The following is a 13,528-nucleotide window of genomic DNA, read 5'->3' on the forward strand; positions in this document are numbered from 1 at the left end:
TCATGGTTAGAGGGTCAACCGAGTTTCACAGGAGAATCGAACATGGCAGCGCATTTACCTATGCCTGAATTTGGCCCACTTTCTGGGGTTAAAGTCGTATTTTCAGGAATCGAAATTGCAGGCCCATTCGCGGGGCAAATGTTTGCGGAATGGGGGGCAGAAGTTATTTGGATTGAGAACGTGGCATGGGCAGACACTATTCGTGTCCAGCCAAATTACCCGCAGCTATCGCGACGTAATTTACGGGCGCTCTCATTGAATATCTTTAAGGATGAAGGACGAGAAGCATTTCTTAAGTTAATGGAAACGACGGATATATTTATAGAAGCGAGTAAAGGCCCTGCTTTTGCCCGCCGAGGGATCACGGATGAAGTGCTGTGGGAGCACAATCCAAAATTGGTTATCGCTCACTTATCGGGCTTTGGCCAGTATGGCGACCCGCAATATACCAATCTTGCTGCATATAACACCATTGCTCAAGCCTTCAGTGGCTACCTGATTCAAAACGGTGATAAAGACCAACCAATGCCCGCTTTCCCATATACGGCAGACTATTTCTCGGGTATGACCGCCACAACCGCGGCATTAGCTGCGTTATATAAAGCGCGCGAAACAGGGAAAGGGGAAAGCATCGACGTGGCAATGTATGAAGTGATGCTGCGTATGGGGCAATACTTCATGATGGATTATTTCAATGGTGGTGAAGTTTGCCCACGTATGACCAAAGGGAAAGACCCGTACTATGCAGGTTGCGGCCTGTATAGCTGTAACGATGGTTATATTGTCATGGAAATTGTCGGTATCACGCAAATCCAAGAAATTTTCAAAGATATTGGTCTCGCACATTTATTGGGTACTCCTGAGATCCCAGAAGGCACACAACTGATTCACCGTGTTGAATGCCCATATGGGCCACTCGTTGAGGAAAAATTAGATGAGTGGTTAGGCGCACGTTCCATCGAAGAGGTACTTGCAAGGTTAGCTGAGCTGAATATTGCGAGCGCTAAAGTGTTAACCATTCCTGAGTTAGAAACTAACCCACAATATATTGCCCGTGAATCCATCACCAGTTGGCAAACCATGGATGGGGAAACCTGTCGTGGCCCAAATGTGATGCCAAAATTCAAAAACAATCCAGGACAAATCTGGCGTGGTATGCCATCTCACGGTATGGACACCACTGAAATACTAAAAAACATTGGCTACAACGAAAATGATATTCGGGAGCTGGTCGATAAAGGACTAGCGAAAATTGTTGAGTAATTAAATGATTATTCAGGTCAATCTTTCCTGTTGGCCTGAATGTTCATTGGGGAAATAGAGGGAAAACAATTAATGGATGTAATCGGTAGACAAAATTTGCGTCAAATGTGGGACGACCTTGCGTTAACTCACCAAGACAATAAGGCGCTTATCTTTGAGTCTTGCGATGGAAATATTCGTGAATTCAGCTATTTAGAAATGAATGAGCAAATCAATCGCACAGCGAATCTCTTTTTAGCCTATGGCATTCAAAAAGGGGATAAAGTTGCCTTACATCTGGATAATTGCCCTGAATTTTTCTTTTGCTGGTTTGGTTTAGCGAAAATCGGCGCAATTATGGTGCCCATCAACGCACGGTATAAATATAACGAAAGCGCGTGGATTATGCAGAACTGCCAACCTCGTATGGTAGTGACTTGCACCGTATTTTTAGATATTTATCAACGTGTTTTGGCGGATGAAAGCACTTGTCTTGAACATGTTTTTTTAATTGCAGATACACCCGTCCGACAACAAGATGGCATTTCGGACTTTTTATCAGAACAAGCGGCTCAGCCAGCGGCGCTCACACAAATTGTTGAGCTCAGTGTGAGCGATACTGCGGAAATCTTATTTACCTCAGGAACAACGTCAAAGCCTAAAGGGGTGATTATCACCCACTATAATTTACGTTTTGCGGGGTACTACTCTTCATGGCAAAACGCGTTACGTGCCGATGATGTGTATTTAACGGTGATGCCTGCTTTCCACATTGACTGTCAATGTACGGCATCGATGGCAGCTTTCTCCGTTGGTGCAACGTTTGTCTTAATCGAAAAATACAGTGCGCGGCGTTTTTGGCAGCAAATTGTTAGGCATCGTGCCACTGTGACTGAGTTAATCCCAATGATGATCCGAACGTTATTAAGCCAACCGCTGGCGGATAACGAAAAAGAGCATTGCCTGCGAGAAGCCATGTTTTATCTCAATTTAAGCGATGAAGAAAAAGAGCAATTTATGGCACGTTTTGGCGTGAAACGCTTTTTAACTTCTTATGGTATGACCGAAACGATAGTGGGGTTGATTGGGGACAGACCTGGTGATATCCGCCGCTGGCCATCAATTGGCCGCCCTGGTTTTTGTTACCAAGCGCAAATTCGGGATAAAAACAACCAACCCGTTGAAACAGGAGTGATTGGCGAACTGTGTGTTAAAGGTGAGCGCGGTAAAACGCTGTTTAAAGCGTATTACAACAACCCCGAGGCTACAGAAAAAGCCTTTGATGGCGCAGGTTGGATGCATACAGGGGACTTCGCTTACCAAGACGAAGACGGCTTTTTCTATTTTGTTGATAGAAGCAGCAATATGATCAAACGCGGTGGTGAGAACGTCTCTTGTAGTGAAATCGAAAATATCATTGCCTCACACCCTGCCATTGTGGATGTAGCGGTCATTGGTGTTGCGGATGATATACGTGACGAAGCCATTAAGGCGTTTATTGTGCTGGAAGAAGGGGAAACCTTAACGCAGGAGGAGTTCTTTGCCTTTTGTGAAAAACAAATGGCGAAATTTAAAGTACCAACGTGTGTTGAAGTGCGCAAAGATTTGCCGCGAAATTGTTCTGGGAAAGTACTGAAAAAACATCTGCAATAATCGGATCATTCTATTAATTCTGAGGATACCTCTGTTTATTACTTAAAACAGAGGTATCCCCCTATGATGACGAAAGGATTGCACTATGAGTGAATCATTAAAAATTACCCGTAATGGCTCCATTTTGGAAATCGTACTCGATAGGCCTAAAGCGAATGCGATAGATGCAAAAACCAGTTTCAAAATGGGTGAAGTTTTTCTTAACTTTCGAGATGACCCATCTTTAAGAGTCGCCATTATTACAGGGGCAGGGGAACGTTTTTTCTCTGCAGGGTGGGATCTAAAATCCGCTGCGGAAGGTGAAGCCCCTGATGCGGATTTTGGTCCTGGTGGCTTTGCTGGGTTGACTGAGATTTTTAATCTTAATAAACCCGTGATTGCGGCGGTTAACGGTTATGCATTTGGTGGCGGTTTCGAACTCGCATTGGCGGCAGATATGATTATTTGTTCAGAAAATGCCAGTTTTGCGTTGCCAGAAGCCCAATTAGGGATTGTTCCAGACAGTGGCGGTGTTTTACGTCTGCCAAAAATAGTGCCTGCACCTATCGTGAATGAAATGGTAATGACAGGCAGGCGCATGGATGCTCAAGAAGCATTGCGTTGGGGCGTTGCGAATGATGTGGTGCCTATTGAAAAATTGATGGATAGAGCCCGTGAGCTGGCAGAGCAAATCACGCAAAGCGCACCATTAGCGGTTGCGGCATTAAAAGAAATTTTCCGTGCAACTGGGGAGTTGACCGTCGAAGAGGGTTACAAACTGATGCGCAGTGGGGTATTAACTAATTACCCAGCGGTTTTACACTCTGAAGATGCGACAGAAGGGCCGTTAGCGTTTGCAGAGAAACGTTCTCCAAGTTGGAAAGGCCGATAATCTAGCCACCTGAGAGGTCAATTGTGAGCTTCTATTCATTTGAAGGCGTAAGGCCCGTGGTACACCCAACGGCGTATGTTCATCCTTCCGCGGTCGTGATTGGTGATGTAATTATCAAAGAAGGAGTATTTGTTGGGCCGAATGCGTCACTCAGAGGGGATTATGGGCGCTTAGTGATTGAAAAAGGGGCCAATATTCAAGATTGCTGCATTATGCACGGTTACAGTGATGTAGAAACGATTGTGCGTGAGTGCGGGCATATTGGTCATGGCGCTATTTTACACGGGTGTATCATTGGCCGCGATGCTTTAGTCGGAATGAATAGCGTCATCATGGATGGCGCCGTGATTGGTGAGGAAAGCATTGTTGCTGCAATGAGTTTTGTTAAAGCTGGTTTTCAAGGCGAACCACGGCAAATGTTAGTGGGGAGCCCCGCACGATTTCTTCGTCAGGTTAAGGATGAAGAACTACATTGGAAGCAATTGAATACAAAAGAGTACCAGGATCTTGCTGGGCGTTATCTTGTTGGGTTAGAAGAGACTAAGCCCCTCACTGAAATTGAAATTAATCGACCAAAACTATTTGGTACCACAGAAGTGAAGCCTAAAGGGCAATAATAGGTATTGGTCGGAAATAAAAAAACGCGGGTTTAAAACCTGCGTTTTTTTATTGATATAACATATTAACTAGCGGCGCTGTGCTTTGGATAACATCCATTGCCATTTCTGTTCTCTATTCAGTTCACTTGGTGGCATTGAAGCCGCTTTCACGGGGGAATCTATGGTGACTTTTTCCGATTGGTGGTTTCTTAAACGAGAATAAAGTTGGTTATCAATTTTACTCACTTTAATTAAACGCTGGCATTGGCACCCACGACCCGATAGTTTATTCGGGATCATTTTAACTTCACATTGGATCTCAGCCACATCCGATAGAATATAAGAAACAATATTAACAGCATTAGGATGCGGAATATCGAAATTGTTAGATATTTCTCTGGCGGTTGTCCAACGACCTTGCTTCATTACCCAATGTGCTATGGATAAATACAAGGGTTCGTTAATATATTGTCCACACATAAGCGCTCCCAAATCTAATTATTAAAATTGAATAAATAAAGAGAAACTATATGTAAATTGTAGTTGGAATAATGTTATTTATCTCCCGTAATAAATTAAAGGAAAATAATTAATTATTAAAGCCTGGTTAAAATTGTTAAAATAATATATTTGTTATTGATTTATTTTACTTTGCTTTTAGATAGTTAAGTAATTTATAACGAATATAAGTCAGAGCCTAAATTGCGCAGTCATACAGTGACAAGGTTCATAATAATAGATTTAAAAATAATTTGCATGTATTTATTTTTTAAAATTACATTTAAGGTAATAATTTTGTTTATATTCTATTTTTGGGTGAAGAGATAAACATTGTTGTTTATTATCTGATTATATTTGGTTTTTTTATTGAAAGGGATGTTATTAAACTAAGGGGAATATGTAAATGTTGTTATTTTAGATAACTATTTTTATAACAAATTAATCTAATACTCAATTAATGCGTATTTGAAAGAAAATGAGAGTCATTACACGAAATAATGACTCTCATTTAATAAAAGGTTATTTATTCAGGTAGCTTGTGATTGAATTAACAATGCCTTTGGCATTTAATCCAAGATCGGCAATCAGCTCTTCTTGGCTACCTTGGGAGATAAAGTAGTCTGGCAAGCCAAGGTTTAATACAGGAATTATTTTCTTTTCATGCATTAAAAACTCGTTCACGCCACTCCCTGCGCCACCCATGATGGCATTTTCTTCGAGTGTCACTAACACATCATGGCTATTTGCCATCTCGAGGATCAATGCTTCATCCAAGGGTTTCACAAAGCGCATATCCACAACGGTCGCATTTAATTGCTCTGCGGCTTCAAGCGCGTGGCTGAGTAAGGTCCCGAAGCACAGAATAGCCACTTTTTCACCTTGGCGGCGGATGACTCCTTTACCAATAGGTAATGGTGCTAAAGGCTGGAGTTCAGCCCCTGTACCCGTACCACGAGGGTAACGGACAGCACTTGGACCATCGTTATAGTGGTAGCCAGTGTGTAGCATCTGGCGGCACTCATTTTCATCACTAGGGGCCATGATAACCATGGTTGGTATACAGCGCAGGAATGAAATATCAAAAGACCCTTGGTGAGTTTGCCCATCGGCACCTACGATCCCTGCGCGATCAATTGCAAACATCACGGGGACTTTTTGGATTGCTACATCATGAATAACTTGGTCATAGCCACGTTGCAAGAACGTTGAATAGATAGCGACAATCGGTTTATAACCACCAATCGCTAAACCTGCAGCAAAGGTTACAGCGTGTTGCTCAGCGATAGCGACGTCGAAGTATTGGTCTGGAAATTCTTTTGAAAAACGCACCATACCAGAGCCTTCACGCATGGCTGGCGTGATAGCCATTAATTTGCCATCATCTTTTGCTTCGTCACACAACCAATCACCAAAAATTTTGGAGAATGTTGGGCCAGTTTCTTTGCTTTTCGGTAACGTAAAGGTACTTGGGTCAAATTTAGGTACTGCATGCCAGCTAATTGGGTCTTTTTCCGCAGGCTCATAACCGCGGCCTTTTTTGGTCATGATGTGCAGAAATTGTGGCCCTTTTAAGTCACGCATATTTTTCAATGTTTGGGTGAGTGCAACAACATCGTGCCCATCGACAGGGCCAATATAGTTGAAACCAAGCTCTTCAAACATTGTACCAGGCACCACCATACCTTTGATGTGTTCTTCGGTTTTCTTCAGTAATTCTTTAATCGGTGGCATGTTAGAGAACACTTTTTTGCCACTTTCGCGTAATGTGGTGTACAGCTTGCCAGAAAGTAAGTGCGCCAAATGGTTATTGAGCGCGCCAACATTTTCTGAAATCGACATTTCGTTGTCGTTGAGGATAACCAGCATATCTGGCGCGGCATCTCCTGCGTGGTTCATGGCTTCAAATGCCATCCCTGCCGTGATTGCACCATCGCCAATGACACACACGGTTTTACGGTTTTGTTTCTCTTTTTCTGCCGCAATGGCCATACCTAAACCAGCACTAATGGATGTTGAGGAATGGCCAACGCTTAAAATGTCATACTCACTTTCACCACGCCATGGAAATGGATGTAAACCATTTTTTTGACGAATAGTATCAATACGGTCACGGCGTCCCGTTAAGATTTTATGGGGATACGCTTGGTGGCCGACATCCCAAACTAGGTTATCAAAGGGGGTTTTGTAGACATAATGCAAGGCAACAGTCAGTTCTACTGCACCAAGACCAGAGGCAAAGTGACCGCTAGAGCGACCCACGCTACTCAGTAAAAATTGTCTGAGTTCATCACAAAGCTTAGGTAAGCTTTCTTTGGGCAGCAGACGAAGCTCATCAGGCGTCTCAGCCAGTGCTAGCGTTGGATATTTAGCGATATCAATACTCATTAGGTGCTCACTTATAATTAATCAAAAATACCCATCCTATTTTCAGCGACAGTAAGGGGCTGTATTTTCTTACGCTAGACATACATAAAAATCGATGTTTCGCGATTTGTTCTATTAGCCACTGACCCATCACATCAAATAGTTAAGGTAAAGCCCGTTTTACAGCTTAAACTACATCGGGTAATCAATGCCGTAATTATCAGTCTTCTTAATGCCTAAAGGCAAAGCATATTGTCAGCTTTTACGCTCAATAATAAAATTAGCTAAAGCACTTAGCATCTCTATATTATACCCATGGGATTGGATCGTCTCTAAAGCGTCTATTGCATCATGATATAGCTCACGCGCTTTTTTCTGTGCAGCCTCAAGGCCGAGTAGCGATGGGTAAGTACTCTTTTCATGTTCAGCATCCGCGCCTTGGCGTTTACCCGTTACCGCACTATCCCCAATGACGTCTAGGATATCGTCTTGAACTTGAAAGGCAAGTCCAATGGATTCAGCATATTTATCTAAGGCTGGTAACAATTGATGGCCTTTATCGCCAGCGGCATATGCCCCAAGACGAATCGCTGCACGAATGAGCGCACCAGTTTTATGTTGATGAATACGTTCTAATGAAGCAAGGTCAACATGTTTGCCTTCTGCATCTAAATCAAGGGCTTGGCCACCACACATTCCTGCTAGGCCACTGGCGTAAGCTAGTTCAGCTATCATCGCGATACGGTCGTTATCAGAAATATCAGGCATTTTCGCTGAAGCAAGTAACTGAAACGCGAGGGTTTGTAAGGCATCACCCGCTAAAACGGCATTACCTTCACCATACTTGATATGGCAAGTCGGCTGGCCGCGACGTAAATCATCATCGTCCATAGCGGGTAAATCATCATGAATCAATGAATAAGCATGAATACATTCAACTGCTGAGGCGGGGGCATCAAGGTTTTCTTCACTGACACCCAGCATGGAGCCGACTGCATAGGTTAGAAAGGGGCGTAAACGTTTCCCACCTAATAATGCACCGTAACGCATTGCATTGGCTAATGGCAGTTCTGCAAAAGGCAGTGCATTTAGCGTATCTAATAGGTATTGGTTAACTCTGTCGTAGGCATGTTTTTGTTGCAGTGCAAAGCTATCTGGAAGTTGTTCAGACATAATTTATTCAGTTTCAGGTGAAAAATCGGCAAGGGGTTTATTTTCATCATCGCTAAGCAATATTTGTACGCGTTGTTCGGCCTGTTGCAGTACTTTTTGACCTTGTTTGGCGATTTGGACACCACGCTCGAATTCATTGAGCGCATCTTCTAGTGGAAGATCGCCAGATTCGAGGCGAGCAACAATTTGCTCCAGCTCTTGAAGTGAGTTTTCGAAACTAACAGTTGGAACTTGCTGAGATTTTTCTTTAGCCATGTTATTTAGCCACTAATGTTAAATCAATATATTTGGAGTATTTTAAATATTTAGCAGACTAACGCAGTCTTGCTACGGTTACAATTTATTATTGGTGTTTTTAGATTCAGTCCGCAAGATAGTGTTATAATACGCCTCTTTATTGACAATTGGTAACGTGTACATGTGTCACTGTGAGATACATTCGTTAGCCCCAACAACCATGAACATGCAGCTATTATGAAGTTTATCATTAAGTTATTCCCAGAAATTACCATTAAAAGCCAAACTGTTAGGCTACGTTTTATTAAAATTTTGACCAGTAATATCCGTAACGTGCTTAAGTCACTTGGCGAAGAAATTTCGGTTGTCCGTAATTGGGATAACATAGAAGTGCGTGTGAAAGGGGAAACGAAGCATGACGAAATTTGTGACATGCTCGGTCGTATTCCAGGTATTCACCATATTCTTGAAGTTGAAGAAAAACCGTTTACCAGTTTGCACCATATCTTTGAAATGGCCCACGAAGCTTACGGCCCATCATTGGAAAATAAAACCTTCTGTGTGCGTGTAAAGCGCCGCGGTAAACATGAGTTTTCATCTATTGAAGCTGAGCGCTACATTGGCGGTGGGTTAAATCAACACATTGCTTCTGCGAAAGTGAAGCTTAAAGACCCTGATACCACCGTACATTTAGAAATTGAAGATGACAAACTCATCCTAGTGAAAGCGCGTATTGAAGGGATCGGTGGTTTCCCAATTGGTACTCAAGAAGATGTTTTATCGTTAATTTCAGGCGGCTTTGACTCAGGCGTTTCCAGCTACATGCTAATGCGCCGTGGCTGTCGCGTGCACTATTGTTTCTTTAATTTAGGCGGCGCAGCCCATGAAATTGGTGTGAAACAAATTGCGCACTATTTATGGAACCGTTTTGGGAGCTCCCATAAAGTGCGCTTTATTGCCGTTAACTTTGAACCTGTCGTCGCAGAAATTTTAGAAAAAGTCGACGATGGCCAAATGGGTGTTGTATTAAAACGTATGATGGTGCGTGCGGCGTCGAAAGTTGCAGAGCGTTATGGTGTGCAAGCGATTGTGACGGGGGAAGCACTTGGGCAAGTTTCTAGCCAAACCTTAACAAACTTACGTTTGATTGATAATGCGTCTGATACGTTAATATTAAGACCGCTGATTTCCCATGACAAAGAGCACATTATCAAATTAGCTCGTCAAATTGGGACGGAAGATTTTGCGAAAACCATGCCAGAATATTGTGGTGTGATTTCGAAAAGCCCAACAGTGAAAGCGGTAAAAGCACGGATCGAAGCGGAAGAAGCTAACTTTGACTTTTGTATTTTAGAGTCTGTTGTTGAGCAGGCACAAAATATCGATATTCGCCAAATCGCACAAGAAAGTCTAGAGAAAGTCCCTGAAATTGAAATGGTCAGTGAGCTTTCAGTGGAAAATGAAGTGATTGTGGATATCCGCTCTATTGATGAGTTCGAAGATAAACCTTTGAAAGTTGAAGGTATGGAAATCAAACATATTCCATTCTACAAACTCAGCACACAATTTGGTGACTTACCAAAAGATAAAACCTATCTATTATATTGTGACCGTGGGGTGATGAGCCGTTTACAGGCGTTGTACCTCAAAGAACAAGGGTTTGATAATATTAAGGTTTACCGCCCATAATCGAGACAGGGTGCTTGTATCATCCAAAACTTATCAAAGAGAAATGTGGGGGAGATAACTCCCCCACAAGACTACTTACCGCACGATAAAGTAGCTTGAACCAGAGTATTTCCGCTACTGATGCTTAACGAACACAATCTTTCTTGCATAATGCCTGAAAAACTCAATACCGTAAGACACACGGTAATTAACCCTACAAGGGCAATTTTGGCCATTCCTCTTGACTCCTTTTCTAAAAGGAGACAGAATCAAACTGTTAGGTTTTTGAGACTGCCTCGGATTAAGATTAACATCTAAATTCGGGGCTTTCGTCTTTTTGGCTCTGGCAAATGCTTGAACCAAAATGGTCCAAGCACCCGTCGCAATCATAACAAAAAACCGTGAGCTTCAAAGGCTTTTTCAGTCATTATCTGTAAAATAAATCATTTTAATTCAGTGTCTTAATTGATTTTCAACCAATTATTCATGGTGGGTATGAATAGAGGGTTTATCTTCCAAATAGTCGTTGATTCCATTCGGTAAAACCAATCACCTCGGGGTATTTTGGTGGCGATAATTAGACAGGGTGCTTGTACCACAAACCGACAATAGAAAGAGAAATGTGGGGGAGATAACTCCCCCACAAGACTACTTACCGCACGATAAAGTAGCTTGAACCAGAGTATTTCCGCTACTGATGCTTAACGAACACAATCTTTCTTGCATCATGCCTGAAAAACTCAATACCGTAAGACACACGGTAATTAACCCTACAAGGGCAATTTTGGCCATTCCTCTTGACTCCTTTTCTAAAAGGAGACAGAATCAAACTGTTTGGGTTTTGAGACTGCCTCGGATTAAGATTAACATCTAAATTCGGGGCTTTCGTCTTTTTGGCTCTGGCAAATGCTTGAACCAAAATGATCCAAGCACCCGTCGCAATCATAACAAAAAGCCGTGAGCTTCAAAGGCTTTTTCAGTCATTATCTGTAAAATAAATCATTTTAATTCAGTGTCTTAATTGATTCTTAACCAATTATTCATGATGGGTATGAGTAGAGGGTTTATCTTCCAAATAATCGTTAATTCCATTCGGTAAAACAAGCTGCCCAGCAACGATTCCTGCGATTTCTCGACCAACTAATAATTCAATTAGTTTTAATGCAAAATCAAAGGACGTAGCGGGCCCTTGGCTGGTCAACAAATTGACGCGTTCATCAAAGTAAACTCGGCGATCAACCCATTTACTCGCAGGAATTTTATCTTTCATCGACGGATAGCAGGTCATATTACCAAGGGGAAATAGTTGGTGGTGTTCTAATACAATGGCAGGGGCAGCACAGATTGCTGCAACAATGTTACCGTCCAGATGCATACGGCGAACTTTTTCAACGACTAATGGGCTATCACGAAATGTTTCAGCGCCTTGGATGCCGCCAGGTAGAACGATAGCGTCAAAAGGTTCATCAGCCACTTTAATTAATGGGATGTCTGCGACGATTTTCATACCCCGTGAGGCGGTGATTTGCAGGGAGCCGTCTTCATTAGCACTAGCAAGAGTGACTTGAATGCCTGCTCTGACTAATAAATCCGCAGTAGTGACAATTTCAATCTCTTCACTACCATGGGTGATGCAAATTAGAACGGAAGTCGTCATATTGTTGTTCTCTATTTTTGACTAAATGATATAAACGGTCATTTTCAGGGGTATTTAGGCCATGAGCTCGGGCTTGTTTGATTAAAAATCCCGTGATGTAATCAATCTCTGTGCGACGATTATTGCGAATATCCTGTAACATGGACGAGTAGTTATTAGCGGTATTTTGAATAATGCCATTAATATACTCAGTCAGTTCTGTTTTATCGGTGTGTAACCCTTCTGCTGCCATAACGTGGCAGATTTCATCAATAACCCGTGAAATTTGCTCTGTGTGGTAAGTTAATTCACCATTTTTACAATTATGTTCTACCGTGAGAGGGTTGATAGCACAATTAGCGATCAGTTTTCGCCAACAGGTGGTCAAAATCTGATTGTGCCAAGCAACGTCAGGAAGTGCTTCATGTAGGATATCTGCAATAGGGTAATAAGCTTGTGCTTGTGAATTGATTGCCCCAATATGTGTCATTCCGTGAGCAACATGAAATACTTGGTTGTTTTCTTGCCAAGCCGCATGGGTTGTCACACCTGCTAAAACGGGGTGTCGCAAAGGTGCCAGCTCTTCTATTGTCCCCATTCCATTATGGAGGAGTAAAATGGGTGTTTTTTCAGGAATATTGCCAAGTAGAGGCAATAAGGCATCGGAAACTTGCCATGCTTTTAAGCAGACAATCACCAGTTCACTGGTTTGTAGATGATTGATATTATTACAAGGAATGAGTTCGCGAAAAGTACGTCCACCAGGTTCATTCACATCGACAAACAAATCGGGCTGAGCCACACGCAGCCAGCCTTGAGTATCATGGCCTTGTAAGGTGAGGCCAGCAAGCCAAAGCTTACCGATAGCACCACAACCGATCAGGGTTATTTTCATAGTGTCCCTCTGAAATATGTGCTCTGACACCTTGTCATCTCTGACATTGGCTATCTAACCAAGTATATACCTTAGTGTGCGTTAATTATAGCGTAAGGAAGGAGAGAGCCCTGATAACTTGAAGTGCAGTGGCTAAAAACGTTATCATGCATGCAACAAAAAATATCCTTAGAGGTCTGAACAATGCCATCATTTGATATTGTGTCTGAAGTTGAAATGAATGAAGTGCGTAACGCGGTAGAGAATGCGCAGCGCGAGCTTACGAGCCGCTGGGACTTTAAAAATGTTGAAGCAAGCTTTGAACTTAACGATAAAAATGAATCAGTAAAAATCACCAGTGAATCGGATTTCCAAGTCCTCCAACTGGTCGATATTTTAAGGGAAAAAATGGCGAAGCGTGGTATTGATGGCGCAGTGCTAAATGTCCCTGACGATATTGTTCATAGTGGGAAAACTTATAGCGTTGAAGTGACGTTCAAACAAGGCATCGATGCGGCTATTGCTAAAAAAATCATTAAGTTAATCAAAGACAGCAAACTGAAAGTCCAAGCGCAAATTCAGGGTGACCAAGTGCGAGTGACAGGTAAAGCACGCGATGATTTACAGTCGGTTATGGCACTAGTGCGTGGCGGGAATTTAGGCCAGCCTTTCCAATTTAATAACTTCCGTGATTAATTACGACGAGTAAG

The 13,528-nt window shown here is 42.5% G+C and carries 14 protein-coding genes; 6 read left to right on the forward strand and 8 right to left on the reverse strand.

Annotated features, from left to right (window positions below; translation table 11 throughout):
• Positions 1 to 42: 42 nt before the first annotated feature.
• The 4 genes from caiB (at position 43) to caiE (ending at position 4,383) form a co-directional block, all read left to right on the forward strand.
• A complete protein-coding gene (gene caiB / locus ACE2AL_RS03480) occupies positions 43 to 1,263 on the forward strand; it encodes an L-carnitine CoA-transferase (protein WP_206084579.1) in 1,221 nt (406 codons plus the stop codon).
• A gap of 72 nt (positions 1,264 to 1,335) precedes the next feature.
• Positions 1,336 to 2,895: a crotonobetaine/carnitine-CoA ligase gene (gene caiC / locus ACE2AL_RS03485; RefSeq protein ID WP_272538993.1), complete on the forward strand. Its 1,560-nt coding sequence runs from the start codon at positions 1,336 to 1,338 to the stop codon at positions 2,893 to 2,895.
• Positions 2,896 to 2,980: 85 nt separating this feature from the next.
• Positions 2,981 to 3,766 (forward strand): crotonobetainyl-CoA hydratase, encoded by a 786-nt coding sequence (caiD, locus tag ACE2AL_RS03490; RefSeq protein WP_206084581.1) that lies wholly within the window; start codon positions 2,981 to 2,983, stop codon positions 3,764 to 3,766.
• 23 nt (positions 3,767 to 3,789) lie between these two features.
• On the forward strand, positions 3,790 to 4,383 hold the full coding sequence (caiE, locus tag ACE2AL_RS03495) for a carnitine operon protein CaiE (RefSeq protein ID WP_272538994.1): 594 nt from the start codon (positions 3,790 to 3,792) through the stop codon (positions 4,381 to 4,383).
• Between the two features lie 69 nt (positions 4,384 to 4,452).
• Here the strand turns inward: caiE and caiF are convergent, their stop codons facing one another.
• The 4 genes from caiF to xseB all read right to left on the reverse strand — a co-directional run bounded on the left by caiF (position 4,453) and on the right by xseB (position 8,658).
• A complete protein-coding gene (gene caiF, locus ACE2AL_RS03500; protein ID WP_206084583.1) occupies positions 4,453 to 4,845 on the reverse strand; it encodes a carnitine metabolism transcriptional regulator CaiF in 393 nt (130 codons plus the stop codon).
• Positions 4,846 to 5,385: 540 nt separating this feature from the next.
• Positions 5,386 to 7,251 carry a 1-deoxy-D-xylulose-5-phosphate synthase gene (gene dxs, locus ACE2AL_RS03505; RefSeq protein WP_206084584.1) on the reverse strand — a complete coding sequence of 622 codons (1,866 nt, stop codon included), beginning with the start codon at positions 7,249 to 7,251 and terminating at the stop codon, positions 5,386 to 5,388.
• 234 nt (positions 7,252 to 7,485) lie between these two features.
• Positions 7,486 to 8,403, reverse strand: a complete 918-nt coding sequence (ispA, locus tag ACE2AL_RS03510) for a (2E,6E)-farnesyl diphosphate synthase (protein ID WP_375083984.1) — start codon at positions 8,401 to 8,403, stop codon at positions 7,486 to 7,488.
• Positions 8,404 to 8,406: 3 nt separating this feature from the next.
• Entirely contained in the window at positions 8,407 to 8,658 is a 252-nt protein-coding gene (xseB, locus tag ACE2AL_RS03515; RefSeq protein ID WP_206084586.1) for an exodeoxyribonuclease VII small subunit, read from the reverse strand.
• A gap of 219 nt (positions 8,659 to 8,877) precedes the next feature.
• Between xseB and thiI the strand changes: the two genes are divergently transcribed.
• A complete protein-coding gene (thiI, locus tag ACE2AL_RS03520) occupies positions 8,878 to 10,329 on the forward strand; it encodes a tRNA uracil 4-sulfurtransferase ThiI (RefSeq protein ID WP_206084587.1) in 1,452 nt (483 codons plus the stop codon).
• Positions 10,330 to 10,400: 71 nt separating this feature from the next.
• On the opposite strand, the gene ACE2AL_RS03525 is transcribed toward thiI, so the two are convergent.
• The 4 genes from ACE2AL_RS03525 to panE form a co-directional block, all read right to left on the reverse strand.
• Complete coding sequence (locus ACE2AL_RS03525) at positions 10,401 to 10,544, reverse strand: Hok/Gef family protein (protein ID WP_375083985.1); 144 nt, start codon at positions 10,542 to 10,544, stop codon at positions 10,401 to 10,403.
• A 412-nt stretch (positions 10,545 to 10,956) separates the two neighbouring features.
• Positions 10,957 to 11,100: a Hok/Gef family protein gene (locus ACE2AL_RS03530; protein ID WP_206084588.1), complete on the reverse strand. Its 144-nt coding sequence runs from the start codon at positions 11,098 to 11,100 to the stop codon at positions 10,957 to 10,959.
• A gap of 244 nt (positions 11,101 to 11,344) precedes the next feature.
• Positions 11,345 to 11,965 carry a protein deglycase YajL gene (gene yajL / locus ACE2AL_RS03535; RefSeq protein WP_206084589.1) on the reverse strand — a complete coding sequence of 207 codons (621 nt, stop codon included), beginning with the start codon at positions 11,963 to 11,965 and terminating at the stop codon, positions 11,345 to 11,347.
• A complete protein-coding gene (gene panE / locus ACE2AL_RS03540; RefSeq protein ID WP_206084590.1) occupies positions 11,928 to 12,839 on the reverse strand; it encodes a 2-dehydropantoate 2-reductase in 912 nt (303 codons plus the stop codon). The genes yajL and panE overlap by 38 nt, the downstream gene beginning before the upstream one ends.
• A 183-nt stretch (positions 12,840 to 13,022) precedes the next feature.
• On the opposite strand from panE, the gene ACE2AL_RS03545 reads away from it, so the two are divergent.
• Positions 13,023 to 13,514, forward strand: a complete 492-nt coding sequence (locus ACE2AL_RS03545) for a YajQ family cyclic di-GMP-binding protein (RefSeq protein ID WP_042846924.1) — start codon at positions 13,023 to 13,025, stop codon at positions 13,512 to 13,514.
• Positions 13,515 to 13,528 lie beyond the last annotated feature (14 nt).

Source organism: Providencia xihuensis (genome assembly GCF_041953405.1).
In the GTDB taxonomy this organism is placed as follows: domain Bacteria; phylum Pseudomonadota; class Gammaproteobacteria; order Enterobacterales; family Enterobacteriaceae; genus Providencia; species Providencia vermicola.

Excerpts from the sequence above, each read along its gene's own strand:
- caiD (WP_206084581.1), top strand. The coding sequence starts at position 2,981 with ATGAGTGAATCATTAAAAATTACCCGTAATGGCTCCATTTTGGAAATC.
- caiB (WP_206084579.1), top strand. The coding sequence starts at position 43 with ATGGCAGCGCATTTACCTATGCCTGAATTTGGCCCACTTTCTGGGGTT.
- ACE2AL_RS03545 (WP_042846924.1), top strand. The coding sequence starts at position 13,023 with ATGCCATCATTTGATATTGTGTCTGAAGTTGAAATGAATGAAGTGCGT.
- ispA (WP_375083984.1), bottom strand. The coding sequence starts at position 8,403 with ATGTCTGAACAACTTCCAGATAGCTTTGCACTGCAACAAAAACATGCC.
- ACE2AL_RS03530 (WP_206084588.1), bottom strand. The coding sequence starts at position 11,100 with ATGGCCAAAATTGCCCTTGTAGGGTTAATTACCGTGTGTCTTACGGTA.
- panE (WP_206084590.1), bottom strand. The coding sequence starts at position 12,839 with ATGAAAATAACCCTGATCGGTTGTGGTGCTATCGGTAAGCTTTGGCTT.
- caiF (WP_206084583.1), bottom strand. The coding sequence starts at position 4,845 with ATGTGTGGACAATATATTAACGAACCCTTGTATTTATCCATAGCACAT.
- xseB (WP_206084586.1), bottom strand. The coding sequence starts at position 8,658 with ATGGCTAAAGAAAAATCTCAGCAAGTTCCAACTGTTAGTTTCGAAAAC.
- thiI (WP_206084587.1), top strand. The coding sequence starts at position 8,878 with ATGAAGTTTATCATTAAGTTATTCCCAGAAATTACCATTAAAAGCCAA.
- ACE2AL_RS03525 (WP_375083985.1), bottom strand. The coding sequence starts at position 10,544 with ATGGCCAAAATTGCCCTTGTAGGGTTAATTACCGTGTGTCTTACGGTA.
- dxs (WP_206084584.1), bottom strand. The coding sequence starts at position 7,251 with ATGAGTATTGATATCGCTAAATATCCAACGCTAGCACTGGCTGAGACG.
- caiC (WP_272538993.1), top strand. The coding sequence starts at position 1,336 with ATGGATGTAATCGGTAGACAAAATTTGCGTCAAATGTGGGACGACCTT.
- yajL (WP_206084589.1), bottom strand. The coding sequence starts at position 11,965 with ATGACGACTTCCGTTCTAATTTGCATCACCCATGGTAGTGAAGAGATT.